Origin of the sequence: Roseiarcus sp., assembly GCF_049514155.1 — a bacterium.
In the GTDB taxonomy this organism is placed as follows: Bacteria; Pseudomonadota; Alphaproteobacteria; order Rhizobiales; family Beijerinckiaceae; genus Roseiarcus.
Map to the genome: position 1 here is coordinate 1 of NZ_JBEKVH010000119.1, position 15,553 is coordinate 15,553.

The following is a 15,553-nucleotide window of genomic DNA, read 5'->3' on the forward strand; positions in this document are numbered from 1 at the left end:
CGCAACCGCGGCTCGATCGCGGTCGACGACATCAACGCGCTCAAGGGCTGAAGGCGCCATGTACGATCTGATCGTCTTCCTGCCGCTGCTCGGTTTCTTGATCGCCGGCCTGTTCGGCCGCCAGATCGGCGCGCGCGCCTCCGAGCTCGTCACCACCAGCCTGCTCGGCGTGAGCGCGGCTCTCTCCTGGGTCGCGTTCTTCTCGGTCGCGCTCGGCCATGACGAGCAGGCGCTGATCGTCCCGGTCGCCAACTGGCTGACTTCCGGCAAGCTCGTCGTCGGCTGGGCGCTCAGGATCGACATGCTGACCGCCGTGATGCTGGTTGTGGTCGGCACCGTCTCGTTCGTCGTTCACCTCTATTCGATCGGCTACATGGCCGAGGACCCGAGCCGGCCGCGCTTCTTCGCCTTTCTGTCGCTGTTCACCTTCGCCATGTTGATGCTGGTGACGGCCGACAACCTGGTGCAGATGTTCTTCGGCTGGGAAGGCGTCGGCCTCGCCTCCTATCTGCTGATCGGCTTCTGGTACGAGCGGCCGTCGGCCAACGCCGCGGCGATCAAGGCCTTCGTCGTCAACCGGGTCGGCGACTTCGGCTTCGCGCTCGGCATCTTCCTGCTGTTCGCGCTGACCGGCTCGGTCGGCCTCGAGCAGATCTTCGCCGCCGCGCCGGGCATGGCGGGCAAGACCATCCATCTGTGGGGAATCGACTGGGATGCGCTGACCATCGTCTGCCTGCTGCTGTTCATGGGCGCGATGGGCAAGTCGGCGCAGTTTCTGCTGCACACCTGGCTGCCCGACGCGATGGAGGGTCCGACTCCGGTCTCCGCCCTCATCCATGCCGCGACCATGGTCACCGCTGGGGTGTTCATGGTGGCGCGGCTTTCGCCGTTGTTCGACCTCGCGCCGAACGCGCTCGCCGTGGTGACGATCGTCGGCGCGACGACGGCGTTCTTCGCCGCGACCGTCGGCCTGGTGCAGAACGACATCAAGCGGGTCATCGCCTATTCGACCTGTTCGCAGCTCGGCTACATGTTCGTCGGCCTCGGCGTCGGCGGCTACAGCCTCGGCATTTTCCACCTGTTCACCCACGCCTTCTTCAAGGCGCTGCTGTTTCTCGCCGCCGGCTCGGTCATCACGGCGATGCACCACGAGCAGGACATGCGGGCGATGGGCGGCCTGCGCAGAGAAATTCCCTTCACCTTCTGGATGATGGTGATCGGCACGCTGGCGCTGACCGGCGTCGGCATTCCGTTCACCTCGATCGGCTTCGCCGGCTACGTCTCCAAGGACGCGATCATCGAGGCGTCCTACGCCTCGCACGGCTTCGGCGCGACCTACGCCTTCATCTGTGTCACCTTCGCCGCCGGCCTGACCTCGTTCTATTCGTGGCGGCTGGTGTTCATGACCTTCTTCGGCCAGCGCGGCGACTGGGCGGCGTCGCCGCCAGCGGTCGCCCACGGCCACGCCAATGACGACCACGCGGCCGACGTCCATGGCCACGACGCCCACGCCGCGCACGAGTCGCCGCAGGTGATGCTGGTTCCCCTCGCCATTCTGGCGCTCGGCGCGGTCGTCGTCGGCGTCGCCTTCCGCTACTGGTTCATCGGCGGCGGCGTCGAGGGCTTCTGGAAGCACGCTCTGTTCGTCGGCGCCGACAACAAGATCCTCGAGGACATGGAGCATGTCCCGGCGCTGGTGTCGTTTCTGCCGACGCTGATGATGCTGATCGGCCTCGCCGTCGCCTATTACATGTACATGGTCGACCGCACGGCGCCGAAGGCGCTGGCCAAAGCCAATCCGGCGCTCTACCGCTTCCTGCTCAACAAGTGGTACTTCGACGAGCTCTACGACTTCCTGTTCGTGCGGCCGGCGTTCCGCATCGGCCGCGCGTTGTGGAAGGGCGGCGACGGCGCCATCATCGACGGGCTCGGCCCCGACGGCGTCTCCGCCCGCGTGCTCGACGTGACGCGCAACGTGGTCAGGTTGCAGTCGGGCTACATCTACCATTACGCGTTCGCGATGTTGCTCGGCGTCGCTGCGTTCGCGACATGGTACCTGTTCGGGGGGATCCGCTGATGTCCGGCTCGTGGATCCTTTCGGGCCTGCTGGTCCTGCCGCTGATCGGCGCGCTGCTGATCCTGGTCCTGCGCGGCGAAGGCGAGGCGACGCTCAACAACGCGCGCTGGATCGCGCTGTGGACGACGCTGATCACGTTTGTTCTCAGCGTCGTCGCCTGGGAGCGCTTCAACCCGGCCGAGCCCGGCTTCCAGCTGATCGAGCAGCACGACTGGTTCTCGCACGTCATTCTCTACAAGCTCGGCGTCGACGGCATTTCGATCCCGTTCGTTCTGCTGACGACGTTCCTGATGCCGCTCTGCATCGCCGCCTCGTGGACGTCGATCCAGACCCGGGTCAAGGAATACATGATCGCCTTCCTGGTGCTGGAGACGCTGATGATCGGCGTCTTCGTCGCCCTCGACCTGGTGCTGTTCTACCTGTTCTTCGAGGGCGGCTTGATCCCGATGTTCCTGATCATCGGTGTCTGGGGCGGCAAGCGGCGCGTCTACGCGGCGTTCAAGTTCTTCCTCTACACGCTGACCGGCTCGCTGCTGATGCTGCTGGCGATCATGACGATGTACTGGACGGCGGGAACGACCGACATCGAGGCGCTGCTGCGCTTCCCCTTCACCGCGGCGATGCAGAAGTGGCTGTGGCTCGGCTTCTTCGCTTCCTTCGCGGTGAAGATGCCGATGTGGCCGGTGCACACCTGGCTGCCCGATGCGCATGTCGAAGCGCCGACCGCGGGCTCGGTGATCCTGGCCGGCATCCTGCTGAAGATGGGCGGTTACGGGTTCATCCGCTTCTCGCTGCCGATGTTCCCGGTCGCCAGCGCGAATTTCGCGCCGTTGATCTACGCCTTGTCGATCATCGCGATCGTTTACACCTCGCTGGTGGCGCTGGTGCAGGAGGACATGAAGAAGCTGATCGCCTATTCGTCGGTCGCCCATATGGGCTTCGTGACGATGGGCCTGTTCGCCGCCAACACGCAGGGCGTGCAGGGCGCGGTCTACCAGATGGTGAGCCACGGCCTCGTCTCCGCCGCGCTGTTCCTCTGTGTCGGCGTTGTCTACGACCGCATGCACACCCGCGACATTTCCGCCTACGGCGGCCTTGTGCAGCGCATGCCGCGCTACGCCGTCGCCTTCATGGTGTTCACGCTGGCCAATGTCGGCCTGCCGGGCACCTCGGGTTTCATCGGCGAGTTCCTGACCCTGATCGGCGCATTCCAGGCCAACGCGTGGGTCGCGCTGATCGCGACGACCGGCGTCATCCTGTCGGCGTGCTACGCGCTCTACCTGTATCGCCGGGTCATCTTCGGCGTGCTGGAGAAGCCGAGCCTCGCCGGCATCGTCGACCTGTCGGGGCGCGAGATCGCGGTGCTCGCGCCGCTGCTGGTCCTGACGATCTATTACGGCGTCCATCCGCAGCCGATCATCGACGCCAGCGCCGCCTCGATCGACTCCCTGCTCAAGGGCGTCGAACAGGCGCTGGCGTTGACCAAGACCGCGGGACTCTGAAGGCGAAGCGCAGCTAGGGAACGACGCAACATGAACGTGACGGCTCTCTCGCTCCCCGTCGTACTGCCCGAGGCGATCGTCGCCGCCGGCGTGCTGGCGCTGATCTTTTTCGGCGCCTTGCGCGGCGAACGGACGCAAGGACTGGTCGCCGAGATCGCCGTCGCGCTGCTGGCCGCGGCGCTGGCGGTGGTCGTCGCCGACCAGCGCGAGGCGGCGGCGACCTTCTTCGGCGCCTTCGTCGACGATCCGTTCAGCCGGTTCATGAAAGCCCTGGCGTTGATCGGCTCGCTGGTCACGCTGCTGCTGTCGATCGACTTCATGCGCAACGAGAAGATCGGCGGCTTCGAGTTCCCGGTGCTCATCCTGCTGGCGACCCTCGGCATGATGATGCTGATTTCGGCCGGCGACTTCATCGCCCTCTATCTCGGCCTCGAGCTGATGAGCCTGTCGCTGTACGTCATCGCCGCTTATCGCCGCAACGACCTGCGCGCTTCCGAGGCGGGGCTCAAATATTTCGTCCTCGGCGCGCTGTCGTCGGGCATGCTGCTCTATGGCGCGTCGCTGGTCTACGGCTACGCCGGCACGGTTTCGTTCACCGGGACAGCCGCGGCGCTGCACGGCCATGGCAGCCTCGGCGTCGTCTTCGGCCTCGCCTTCGTGCTTGCCGGCCTCGCCTTCAAGATCTCGGCGGTGCCGTTCCACATGTGGACGCCCGACGTCTATGAAGGCGCGCCGACCCCGGTGACGACATTCTTCGCCTCGGCGCCGAAGATGGCGGCGATGGCGATCTTGGTGCGCGTCGCCATCGTCGCGTTTCCTGGCGTCTCGGCCGACTGGCGCGAGATCGTCACCTTCATTTCGATCGCCTCGATGGCGCTCGGCTCCTTCGCCGCCATCGGCCAGACCAACATCAAGCGGCTGATGGCCTATTCGTCGATCGGCCATATGGGCTTCGCGCTGGTCGGCCTCGCCGCCGGTACGGTCGAGGGCGCGCATGGCGTCATCATTTATATGGCGATCTATCTGGCGATGACGCTCGGCACGTTCGCTGGCATCCTGTCGATGCGGCGCGACGGCGCCTACGTCGAAGACATCGCCGATCTCGCCGGGCTGGCGCGCACCAACGCGCCGATGGCGTTCTTCCTCGGCGCGATGATGTTCTCGCTCGCCGGCGTGCCGCCGCTCGCCGGCTTCTTCGCCAAGTTCTACGTCTTCGCCGCCGCGATGAAGGCCGACCTCTACTGGCTCGCCGTCATCGGCGTGCTGCTCAGCGCGGTCAGCGCCTACTACTATTTGCGCATCGTCAAGATCATGTATTTCGACGAGCCGGCCAAGGCGTTCGATCGTCCCGGCTCGGCGGCGCGGGTCGTGCTCGCGCTGTCGACCGCGGTCGTCATCTTCTACGCGTTCGCGCCCGCGCCGTTGACCGATGCTGCGATGGCCGCGGCGAAGTCGCTGTTTTGAACGCAATCGATTTTCAGGCCGACCCCAAGCCGCTGTTCGCCGGCTGGCGGGTCGCCCGGTTCGCGCGCGTCGGGTCGACCAACGACGAAGCGCGCCGTTCGGCGCTCGCCGGCGACGCGGGCCGGCTGTGGGTCGTCGCCGAGGAGCAGACCCATGGGCGCGGCCGCAAGGGCCGCTTCTGGAGCTCGCCGCCGGGCAATCTCTACGCCAGCGCGCTCGTGGTCGATCCCTGTCCGCCGGCGCTCGCGCCGCAGATCGGCTTCGTCGCCGGCGTCGCGCTCGCCCAAGCGGTCGAAGATCTCGGCGGCGTCGGCTTCGGCCTGAAATGGCCGAACGACCTGATGTGGCGCGGGGCCAAGATCGCCGGCCTGCTCGCCGAGGGCGTGACGACGCCCGACCGCCGGCTCGCCTGCATCGTCGGCATCGGCGTGAACTGCGTCAGCGCGCCCGACGGCCTCGACTATCCGGCCGCCTCGCTCGGCGACGCGCTCACGCAGACGGCCTCGGCCGAAACTTTGTTCGTCCGGCTGGCGACGCGCTTCCACGAGGCGCTCGGCCTGTGGGCGCGCGGCGCTGGCTTCGCCGCCATCCGCGCCCTATGGCTCGCCGGCGCGGCGGGGCTCGGCGGGCCGATCCGCGTCGCCGATCCGCGCGGCGCGCGCGAAGGCGCGTTCGAGGGGCTCGACGAGGGCGGGCGGCTGCTGCTGCGCACCCCGGCGGGCGTCGAGACGATCGAAGCGGCCGATCTTTATCTAGCGCCGACAGCCGAACGCATTGGGGCGGGCGGCGAGGAAAGCCTGCGATCATGAGCGACGCCAACGAACTGGTTTTTGCCCCGCTTGGCGGTCTCGGCGAGATCGGCATGAATTGCGCGCTCTACGGCTTCGGCCCGCCGCGCGGCCGCAAATGGCTGATGGTCGACGTCGGTCTCGCCTTCGCCGGCGAGGACATGCCCGGCGTCGATCTGCTGATGCCCGACATCGCCTTCATCGAGAAGGCGAAGAAGGATCTGGTCGGCATCGTCGTCACCCACGCCCACGAGGATCACATCGGCGCGCTGGCCGAGCTGTGGCCGCGGCTCGGCGCGCCGGTCTATATGACGCGCTTCTCCGCCGGGCTCGCCGAGGCGCGCCGCCTGTCCGAGCCGGGCGCGCCCAAGATCCCGATCACAATCGTCGCGCCGGGCAGCCGGGTCGCCATCGGCCCGTTCGACGTCGAGTTCGTTCCCGTCGCCCATTCGATTCCCGATAGCTGCGCGCTGGCGATTCGCACGTCGGCCGGCGTCGTCGTCCATACCGGCGACTGGAAGATCGACCCGACGCCGCCGATCGGCGCACCGACCGACGAGCGCCGTCTGCGCGAAATCGGCGCGGAGGGCGTGCTGGCGCTGATCTGCGACTCGACCAACGTGCTGCGCGACGGAACCAGTCCTTCGGAGGCCGCCGTCGCGGCGACGCTCGCCGAATTGGCGCGCGGAACGCAAGGCCGCGTCTTCGTCACCACCTTCGCCTCGAACGTCGCGCGGCTGCGCGCCGCGGCCGAAGCCGGCTTCGCCGCCGGGCGGCAGGTGGTGGCGCTCGGCCGCGCGATGGAGCGCGTCGTCGCGGTGGCGCGCGAATGCGGCTATTTCGACGGCGTGCCGGCGCTGCTCGGCCCGGATCGGCTCGACCGCCTGCCGCGCGACAAGATTCTCGCGCTCGCCACCGGCAGCCAGGGCGAACCGCGCGCCGCGCTGGCGCGCCTCGCGCTCGACGAGCGCGTCGGCTCGACCCTCACCGCGGGCGACCGCGTCATCTTCTCCTCGCGCACCATTCCCGGCAACGAGAAGGCGGTCGGCAGAATCGTCAATGCGCTGGCCAAGCAGGGAATCGAGATCGTCACCGACCGCACCCATCTCGTCCATGTCTCCGGCCATCCGCGGCGCGGCGAACTCGCTCAGCTTTACGACTGGCTGAAGCCGAAGATCGCCGTACCGGCGCATGGCGAGCCGTTGCATCTCTCCGAACACGCGGCTTTTGCGCGCGCCCAAGGCGTCGGCGAGGTGGTGCGGGCCTACAACGGCGACGTGGTGCGGCTGTCGCCCGGCGAAGCGCGCGTCATCGCCCGCGTCGACCATGGGCGGATCATGAAGGACGGCGCGATCCTGCTGCCGCCGACCGACGATTGCGTCGCCCAGCGGCGCAAGCTCGCCTTCGCCGGCGTGGTGTCGATCGCGCTCGCCTTGACCGCGAAGGGCGAGATGGCAGGCGACCCGGACGTGCTGATCGCCGGCTTGCCGAAGAGCACCCGCGACGGAGCGGGGATCGACGCGGCGATCGACGCGGCGATCTTCGAGACGTTCGAGAGCCTGCCGCGCGCCAAGCGACGCGACCCCGATGTCGTCTGCGGCGCGGTCGAGCGCGCGGTGCGCAACACGGTCGATGCGCTGTGGGGCAAGAAGCCGATGGTGCACGTGCTGATCGTCGAGGTGTAGCGAAATCGAGTCCCTTCTCCCCGCTTGCGGGGAGAAGGTTAGGATGAGGGGCGAGGCGGTTGGCCGCTGCACTTGGGCCAATCTCCCGGCCCCTCGCCCCAGCCCTTTCCCCGCAAGCGGGGAGAGGGGGCGCGTTCATTGGGGGGAGTCATGATCGGACGCCTGAATCATGTCGCTGTCGCCGTGCCCGATCTGGCGGCGGCGGCGGCGCGCTATCGCGACGCGCTCGGCGCGCGCGTATCGCAACCTCAAGCGCTGCCCGAGCATGGCGTGACGGTGGTGTTCGTCGAATTGCCGAATACGAAGATCGAGCTGCTCGAGCCGCTCGGCGCAGCCTCGCCGATCGCCAAGTTCCTCGAAAAGAATCCCGACGGCGGCATGCACCACCTGTGCTTCGAGGTCGACGACATCCTGACGGCGCGCGACGCGCTGAAGGCCTCCGGCGCGCGCGTGCTCGGCGACGGCGCGCCGAAGATCGGCGCCCACGGCAAGCCGGTGCTGTTCCTCCATCCCAAGGATTTCACCGGGACGCTGATCGAGCTCGAGCAGGCTTAGTCGGGGTCAGCCGCCGACCAATTGCCGGGCGAAATTGGCGCGCGCCTGCGCCTCGAACTGCGCCGCCAGCGTCGGCGTGCGATACACCCGAGGCGCGTCGGACAGCTTGCGCAAGAATCCGAGCCGACCGGCGTCGTACTGCGCCTCCGTCAGATGGGGAACCTCGAGCCGCAGCAGTTCGGTGTTGCGGTCGAAATCGCCGTCGGCCTCGCCGAGCGGCGTCAGATCGAGATCGAGCACCCACACCCGCGCCCGCTCGCGCGACGGCGCGTCCGCGCCGGGATCGGGATAGGCGAGATGGTCCGCCGTCGCCCGGATCGTCTCGGCGACCCATTCGCGATCCTCGTCCGACAGCGCCGATCCCGCGCTGGCGCGCATCCACACCTCGGCGGACCGCACCTCGTTGTCGCGCCGACCGCGCGCGTAGACGCAGTCGTGATAGGCGATCGCGCAGGCGATCAGGGTCTCGATCTCGGGCGCCGTCAGGCCTTCGGCCGTCGCGTAGAGGCGATGGCGCCGCCACAGCAACGCGAGATGATTGACGCCGTGATAGTGGCGCTCGTCCGATTCCATCATCGTGGCCAGTTCGGATTTGGCGCTTTGCGACAGGGGGACGCGCGCGAGCAGTGCGTCGAAGTCTCGCCGATCCCGTTCACTCGTCATCGGCGCGAACCTTCGCTGAACGCTCTCATGGCGCGGGGTGGCGTTCTCTCGATTTCCTGCCGAGCACAGGACCAGTCGTCTGGACACTTTCTCTTTGCTTCGCAAACGGTTAAAAGAAATTCTAGAAGCAAGCTATTGTCATAAAAGTATTAAAATTTTAAGGTTCTGTGACGGCGGGGACTGGGGTTCCGTGAGACGGGGATATTTCCATCATGCGTATCAACCATCCAGCAATTTTGCAAAACCCTCGGGCGCGCGTTTCTGATCTGGCCGCGGCTCGCGATTTCGGGCGGGCGAAGTGCGCATTTCTGGTTGTCGGGCTCGCGATCTCGGGCGCCGCGGCGCCGGCGCTGGCCGACGACAGCATCGGCGACGCGAAGACCGTCGTCAATCTGGTGACGGGCGATCTCGCCACCGGCGACAAGACCAACGTCGTGCAAGGCGACGACGTGTTCAAAGACGAAGGGGTGCGCACCGACGCCGACAGTTCGGCCAGGCTCGTGCTGCGCGACAACACCAACCTGCTGCTCGGTCCGTCGTCGTTGATCAAGCTCGATCGCTTCGTCTATTCCGGTCCCAGCCAGCCGGGCGCGATCGCGGTCAATCTGGTGAAGGGCGCGCTGCGCTTCGCGACCGGCGACGCCGACAAGAAGGCCTATGTCATCGCGACGCCGACCGCGGCGTTAGGCGTGCGCGGAACGGTGCTCAAGATCGTCTCCAGCCCATCCGACACGCTTGTCTTGCTCGACGAGGGCGGCGCTCTCGTCTGCACCCGCAGCACGCCAAAGAAGCACTGTCTCCAGCTTACTGAACCGGGCCAGGCGGTCGAGGTGACGACAACCGGGATCAAGTGGAACGCGGGCGCCGCCGCCACGGTTTCCGCCGTCATCGACTCGATTCCCGACGCGCCGCCCGGACCGTCCGGCCCGAACGGCCAACACGCCGACGTGACGCCGACCGTGACGCCGGTCACCGTGACCGTCGTCGCGCCCCCGCCCAAGCGCTGCCACGGCGGCGGCGACGATGGCGAAGAGGCGCCGGCGAGCAGCATCGGCGCCCCTGGCCCTGGCTCCGGCCCCGGCGCTGGCCAAGGCCCAGGCCCTGGCCACAAGCATTGAACGACGCGCGTGCGCGCGCGGGATCGGAACCCGGCGCTTGATCGGAGGCGCCGCGCCTGATGGCGATTGGGAGCGAACGGGGAATCGGCGGCTTGCCGGCGGCGCCGGCAAGCGGACCAAACGCGCCGCCTCCTCGTCGCTGTTCGGATGAAGCGGCGCGGCGGCCATGAACGGGTCCTGGCGCCAAGCGGCGACGAGGCGGGTCAAACGGCACTGGCGTTATCTGCTGGTCGTCGTCGCAGTCTATGCGGGGGCGCTCGCGCTCGGCCAGACGCTGACGACGCTGCGCGCCAATTTCCAGAACGTCGTCTTCGATCAGTACCAGCGCTGGCGGCCGCGCGCGACGGGGGCCGAGCGACTCGTGCGCGTCGTCGACATCGACGACGAGTCGATCCGGCGGTTGGGCCAATGGCCTTGGCCGCGGGCCGAGATGGCGAAGCTCGTCGACGCCCTCGCCGGCGCGAAGGCGGCGGCGATCGGCTTCGACGTATTGTTCTCGGAGACGGATCGCGCGCCGTCCGGCGCCGCGGGCGGCGAAGGCGACGCGGCTTTCGCCCAAGCGCTGGGCGGTCAATCCGTCATCCTGAGCGAGCTCGTCACCCAGACCAAACTTGCCGGCGTCGTTCCCGCCAAGAGCGGTTTCACCTTCATCGGCCAGGACCCCACGCCCGATCTGCCGCATCTCAACGGCGCGCTCGGGCCGCTGACGATTCTGGCCAAGAGCGCCGCGGGAATCGGCTTCGTTAACTGGCAGGCGGACGCGGACCGGGTGGTGCGCCGCGTGCCGCTGCTGATCGTCGTCAACGGTCAGATTCAGCCGAGCTTCGCCATCGAGTGCCTGCGGGTCGCGCAGGGCGCCTCGACCTATCTGATCAAGTCGGCCGACCTCGGCGGTTCGTCGCCGGGGCAGGGCGCCGGCGTCGCGGCGATCAAGGTCGGCGACCTGGTCGTGCCGACCGAACCCGCCGGCGACATCCGCGCTTATTTCGCCGCGACGGATCCGAGCCTGTCGACGCCGGCGTGGAAACTGTTCCAGCCTGGCCCCGATCTCGCCGATCTCGCCGGCAAGATCGTCGTCATCGGCGCCAGCGCGTCGTTGTTGTCGGACGTCGTCGCGACCCCACTCAATCCGTCGACGCCGGGCGTCGAGGCGCAAGCGCAATTGATCGAGCAGATTCTCGATGGCGACGCCTTGCTGCGTCCCGACTGGGCGCCCGGGGCCGAGGCGGCGACGATGACTTTGCTGTCGCTGGCGCTCGTCGTCGCGACGCCGCTGCTGTCGGCGCTGTGGAGCGCCGTTCTCGGCGCCTTGGCCGTCGCGGCCATGGCCGGCGGCAGTTGGCTGGCGTTCACGCAATATGGATGGCTCATCGATCCCGTCACGCCCGGCTTCTCATCCGGCGCGGTCTTTCTGGCCGGGTTGCTGGCGCTCTACAGCCAGAAGCGACATCAGTTGAACGAGACGCGCTCCCACTTCGGGCGGTTCGTGTCGCCTGCGGTCGTCGCGCGATTGGCGGAGCACCCGGAAGCCATTCAACTGGGCGGGCTGCAGCGCACGCTCACCTTGATGTTCTGCGACATCCGCTCCTTCACCACGATCTCGGAGGGCCTCACGGCGGTCGAGCTGACCTCGTTCCTCAACGAATATCTGACGCCGATGACGGAGGCCGTGCTCGCCGAGATGGGCACTGTCGACAAATATATGGGCGATGCGATCATGGCGTTCTGGAACGCGCCGCTCGACGACGGCGACCACGCCGCTCACGCGGTCAACGCCGCCCTGGCGATGCGCAACACCCTTGCGGCCTTGAATGAGGGTTGGGCGAGCCGGGCGGCCGAATCCGGTCACGCCTTTCACCCGGTGAAGTTCGGCGTCGGCCTCAACACCGGCGAGTGCTGCGTCGGCAACCTCGGCTCGACGCGACGCTTCGACTATTCGGCGATCGGCGACGAAGTGAACGTCGCCTCGCGGCTGGAAGGGGCCTCGAAAGTCCTCGGCGTCGACATTGTCGCCAGCGACCTGACGCGCGCCGACGCGCCGGATTTCGCTTGGCTCGAGGTCGACCGGCTGGTGCTCAAGGGCAAGACCCGCTCGACGCCGGTCTACGCCCTGGCGGGGGACGCGGCGACCGCCGCGAGCGCGCCCTTCCGCGAGCTGGCGCGCCGCCATGACGAGATCCTGGCCGCCTATCGCGGCCGCGATTTCGAACGCGCCGGGCGATTGGCGGCCGCGGCGGCGGCGCTGGCGCCCAAGGAGATCCAGGGCCTCTACACGAATTACTATCAGGAACGGTTCGCGTTTCTGGCCAAGAGCGACCTCGGCCCGGCCTGGGAGCCGGTCTTCAGGCTGGAGACCAAGTAGGCGCCAAGCCGCTTCGCTTGGGGATCAGACCGCCTTGTTGGCGACGCGCAACCGGCCGGCGAGAACGCGCATCACTTTGAGCGCGAAAAACGGCGTCTGGCTGACCAGGAACAGGAACTGCTTTTCGTTGACGGGCACCAGCTCGACGTCAGTCGCCGCGGTCACCGTCGCGCTGCGCGGCGCCTTGTCGATCAAAGCCATCTCGCCGAAAATGCCGTTTTCTTCGAGCGTCGCCAGCAGGCGATTGCCGCTGCTGATGTCGACCCGCCCGCTCTTGACGACATAAAGCTCAGTCGCCGGATCGCCTTCGCGAAAGACGACTTCGCCCTGCTTGAACGCGCGGATCGGCGCGCCCGATCCGGCGAGAATGCTGAATTCGACTTCGGCGTTCGACATATTGCAGTTTTATGACACGCCCGAAGCCCCGCGCCAAGACCGCCGCCGGACGGGTAGTGGGTCAGTTTGAATGTGGCGGCGCAATTTCGCTCTAGCGACCAAGACGCCATCGCGGCATAGTGCGATCATGGTCGAGAAGCACCCCAAACGCCCGCGCGATTTGAATCAGTGGGCAAAGCGCATGGTCGATATCGCCACGGGCGAAACGACCGGTGGCACGCCACCACGCACACGCAATGGCGCTTCATTTTTTGTATTACAATTTTGTGCGTATCCATAAGACGCTCAAGACTACGCCCGCGATGGCCGCTGGCGTCACCGATCGTCCTTGGGAGATCGGCGATATGGTCAACGTCCTCGATGCTTGGGAGGCATAGTGTCGCGAGATACGGGCGCTATCATAGTCGCGGTCTCGGCATCTCCCTTAAGCTGCAACAAATCCACTTGCTCCTCGTCGCTATCAAGCAATTCAGGCTGCCCAAAGGCTACGAGAGCTTCCATTACATCCACGACCGGAAATTCGCGCCGCTGCTCTAAAATCCTGCAAACCTCGCGTCCAACCGGCCCTGGCATGATGGCCTCCTTAGGAATTTTTGCGTCCGCAAGAAGAAACGCCTGCACCACGCGAAATCCTTCATAAAAAACTTGCATGAAATCTTGGTCATGATGCAGCGGGCAAATCACCAACCCCCGTTTCTCGTCTGCTACCACCTTATCGTTTTGTCCGGCACGCGTTGGTACAATGCCAATTCGCAGCCCGGCTGCCGCTTCTAGATGAGCCGGATTGATCTTTACCGAAGTTCCGACCCATTGTTGGGTGTCAACTGACCCTACAAATAGGTCTGCTTTCCACAATCCCTGAATCGACGACGGAAGAGTGACCCGTGTAGCCGGCCTACTAAAAGCTGACGCCAATATCGACAATCGCCTTTTGAGTTTTGGCGGCTGTCCGCCTTGTTTTAGTCCAGCAAGAACGCGTGAATCATCTGTCAGTATATCGCGAGCGGTAGCTATGAGCTGAAATGATCCAGATTTTTCCAATCCGAATAAAATAGATTTTGGAGCCGCAGTTTTAATTTTACATAAGCTAATTGCGTCATTAATCCTTTCTAATACACGAGCATCCTTATTGTTCATTGCCTCATGAACAGCATATTCGAAACAAATTCCTATGTCGCCATCACCCTGGCGGCGAAGACGCGGCAACAGTTTCAATTTCACATTGTCATACCCTCCCACTTCTTTGGCGACATCTGCTTTAAGCCCATACAGGACTCCAGCCAAAATGGGCCTCACAACCGCCGTGAGAGCGAGAACCTCATCGGCGACAGGATTTCTCTGCTTTTCTCTACGAACGAGCATGACAGTCCTCCCCGAGGGGAGGTTAGTCCCAATCATGCTGTGGTTGCAAAGCTGCCCGCTCCGGGCGGCCTTATTCAAAGTGGCCAACTACCGCCGGACGAGCGGCGGCGCAGGCCCGCGCCGAATTGCCCGCCGAACCCTTCTCCCGCCGAGCGGGAGAAGGTGGCGCGCAGCGCCGGATGAGGGCAGGGCGGGCAATCTTCAATCGAGGAACCCCGCGCCGCCCAGCTCGGCGATCGCGACAATGTCTTTTCGAAAATCAGAAAGCGCGCTATCCTTCGAATTGGCGCCGATCAGGCCGTCGAAGGTTCGACAGCGTCGGATTGACAGAACCCAGGCGGGCCGCCTTGACGACCGATAAGGAACTGATATTCAAAAGAATTCTGCCGCAGCGTCAAGCGTTTCCCTTGACAAGGCTTGACGAAACTTGACGAGGCTTGACGAAACTTGACGCGCCTCTTGACGTCGCCGCCGCTCAGCCGCGCTGGCGCATCAGGCGCGATTTGTCGCGGTTCCAGTCGCGCGTTTTTTCCGCCTCGCGCTTGTCGTGCAACTGCTTGCCGCGGGCGAGCGCGATGGCGACCTTGGCGCGGCCCTTGGCGTTGAAATAGATGCGCAGCGGCACGATCGTCATGCCTTCGCGCTCGACGCCCCTGGCGAGTTTGACGATTTCCTTGGCGTGCAGCAGCAGCTTGCGCGGCCGCTTCGGCTCGTGGTTGTTGCGGTTGGCCTGCAGATATTCGGGAATGTTGGCGTTGTAGAGGAACAGCTCGCCGTTGCGGTCGACGGCGGCGTAGCTCTCGGCGACCGTCGCCTTGCCGGTGCGCAGCGACTTCACTTCGGGGCCGGTCAGCATCAGCCCCGCTTCGAACACTTCGCCGATCTCGTAATCGTGGCGCGCGCGCCGGTTGTCGGCGACGACCTTGTAATTCGGCCTCTCCTTTTCCGCCGCCACGCCGTCTCCTTTTCGTCAGGACCGTGTCAGGCGTTGAGCAGGCCGGCGTGGACCATCGCGCGCCGGATGATCGCTTCGGTGTTCGCGCCGACCGGCAGCAGCGGCAGACGGACCTCGTTCTGGATCCGGCCGAGTAGGCTCAGCGCATATTTCGCCCCGCCGACGCCGGGCTCGACGAAGATCGCCGCGTGCAGCGGCGCGAGGCGGTCCTGCAACTTCAGCGCATGGGCGAAGTCGCCGTCGAGGGCGTGGGTCATCAACTCGGCGCACAGGGCCGGTGCGGCGTTGGCGCTGACCGAAATGCAGCCGTGGCCGCCGGCGGCGACGCAGGCCAGCGCCGTCATGTCTTCGCCTGAAAGCTGGATAAACTCCGGGCCCATGGCCATGCGCTGCTTGGAAATACGGCCGACGTCGCCGGTCGCGTCCTTGACGCCGACGATGTTCTTCAGCTCGTACAGCCGCTTCATCGTCTCCACGCTCATGTCGATCACGCTGCGCGGCGGGATGTTGTAAATGATGATCGGAATGCCGATCGCGTCGTTGACGGCGCGGAAGTGATGGTAGAGCCCTTCCTGGGTCGGCTTGTTGTAATAGGGCGTGACCACCAGCACGGCGTCGGCGCCGGC

General features: G+C 65.9%; 13 protein-coding genes and 1 pseudogene. 9 read left to right on the forward strand and 5 right to left on the reverse strand.

Translation table 11 applies throughout. From position 1 onward, the window contains the following. Nucleotides 1-58 precede the first annotated feature (58 nt). From nuoL to mce, 6 genes are all read left to right on the forward strand, one after another. Nucleotides 59-2,077, forward strand: a complete 2,019-nt coding sequence (nuoL, locus tag ABSF49_RS15590; RefSeq protein ID WP_424113571.1) for an NADH-quinone oxidoreductase subunit L — start codon at nt 59-61, stop codon at nt 2,075-2,077. Next, complete coding sequence (locus ABSF49_RS15595; protein ID WP_424113572.1) at nt 2,077-3,579, forward strand: NADH-quinone oxidoreductase subunit M; 1,503 nt, start codon at nt 2,077-2,079, stop codon at nt 3,577-3,579. Before nuoL ends, ABSF49_RS15595 begins: the two co-directional genes overlap by 1 nt. Before the next feature lie 30 nt (nt 3,580-3,609). After that, nucleotides 3,610-5,043, forward strand: a complete 1,434-nt coding sequence (nuoN, locus tag ABSF49_RS15600) for an NADH-quinone oxidoreductase subunit NuoN (RefSeq protein WP_424113573.1) — start codon at nt 3,610-3,612, stop codon at nt 5,041-5,043. Beyond that, nucleotides 5,040-5,852, forward strand: coding sequence for a biotin--[acetyl-CoA-carboxylase] ligase (locus tag ABSF49_RS15605; protein WP_424113574.1), 813 nt, complete (start codon nt 5,040-5,042; stop codon nt 5,850-5,852). Before nuoN ends, ABSF49_RS15605 begins: the two co-directional genes overlap by 4 nt. Then, nucleotides 5,849-7,516 carry a ribonuclease J gene (locus ABSF49_RS15610; RefSeq protein ID WP_424113575.1) on the forward strand — a complete coding sequence of 556 codons (1,668 nt, stop codon included), beginning with the start codon at nt 5,849-5,851 and terminating at the stop codon, nt 7,514-7,516. The genes ABSF49_RS15605 and ABSF49_RS15610 overlap by 4 nt, the downstream gene beginning before the upstream one ends. Before the next feature lie 150 nt (nt 7,517-7,666). Beyond that, nucleotides 7,667-8,071 carry a methylmalonyl-CoA epimerase gene (gene mce / locus ABSF49_RS15615; protein WP_424113576.1) on the forward strand — a complete coding sequence of 135 codons (405 nt, stop codon included), beginning with the start codon at nt 7,667-7,669 and terminating at the stop codon, nt 8,069-8,071. A 6-nt stretch (nt 8,072-8,077) separates the two neighbouring features. Here the strand turns inward: mce and ABSF49_RS15620 are convergent, their stop codons facing one another. After that, nucleotides 8,078-8,734 (reverse strand): HD domain-containing protein, encoded by a 657-nt coding sequence (locus tag ABSF49_RS15620; protein WP_424113577.1) that lies wholly within the window; start codon nt 8,732-8,734, stop codon nt 8,078-8,080. A 212-nt stretch (nt 8,735-8,946) separates the two neighbouring features. Between ABSF49_RS15620 and ABSF49_RS15625 the strand changes: the two genes are divergently transcribed. After that, on the forward strand, nt 8,947-9,852 hold the full coding sequence (locus ABSF49_RS15625) for a FecR family protein (RefSeq protein WP_424113578.1): 906 nt from the start codon (nt 8,947-8,949) through the stop codon (nt 9,850-9,852). A 166-nt stretch (nt 9,853-10,018) separates the two neighbouring features. Continuing rightward, nucleotides 10,019-12,214 (forward strand): CHASE2 domain-containing protein, encoded by a 2,196-nt coding sequence (locus ABSF49_RS15630; RefSeq protein ID WP_424113579.1) that lies wholly within the window; start codon nt 10,019-10,021, stop codon nt 12,212-12,214. Nucleotides 12,215-12,238: 24 nt separating this feature from the next. On the opposite strand, the gene ABSF49_RS15635 is transcribed toward ABSF49_RS15630, so the two are convergent. Continuing rightward, on the reverse strand, nt 12,239-12,610 hold the full coding sequence (locus ABSF49_RS15635; RefSeq protein ID WP_424113580.1) for a Crp/Fnr family transcriptional regulator: 372 nt from the start codon (nt 12,608-12,610) through the stop codon (nt 12,239-12,241). Between the two features lie 221 nt (nt 12,611-12,831). Here ABSF49_RS15635 and ABSF49_RS15640 point away from each other — a divergent pair. Next, nucleotides 12,832-12,987: pseudogene (locus ABSF49_RS15640) on the forward strand (IS1 family transposase); the annotation flags it as partial. Here ABSF49_RS15640 and ABSF49_RS15645 read toward each other — a convergent pair. From ABSF49_RS15645 to ABSF49_RS15655, 3 genes are all read right to left on the reverse strand, one after another. Next, nucleotides 12,959-13,972, reverse strand: a complete 1,014-nt coding sequence (locus ABSF49_RS15645; RefSeq protein WP_424113581.1) for a hypothetical protein — start codon at nt 13,970-13,972, stop codon at nt 12,959-12,961. The pseudogene ABSF49_RS15640 and the gene ABSF49_RS15645 sit on opposite strands and share 29 nt — an antisense overlap. Before the next feature lie 475 nt (nt 13,973-14,447). Beyond that, nucleotides 14,448-14,927 carry an SsrA-binding protein SmpB gene (smpB, locus tag ABSF49_RS15650; RefSeq protein WP_424113582.1) on the reverse strand — a complete coding sequence of 160 codons (480 nt, stop codon included), beginning with the start codon at nt 14,925-14,927 and terminating at the stop codon, nt 14,448-14,450. 26 nt (nt 14,928-14,953) lie between these two features. Continuing rightward, on the reverse strand, nt 14,954-15,553 hold a 600-nt coding region (locus tag ABSF49_RS15655), incomplete at its 5' end, for a dihydrodipicolinate synthase family protein (protein WP_424113583.1).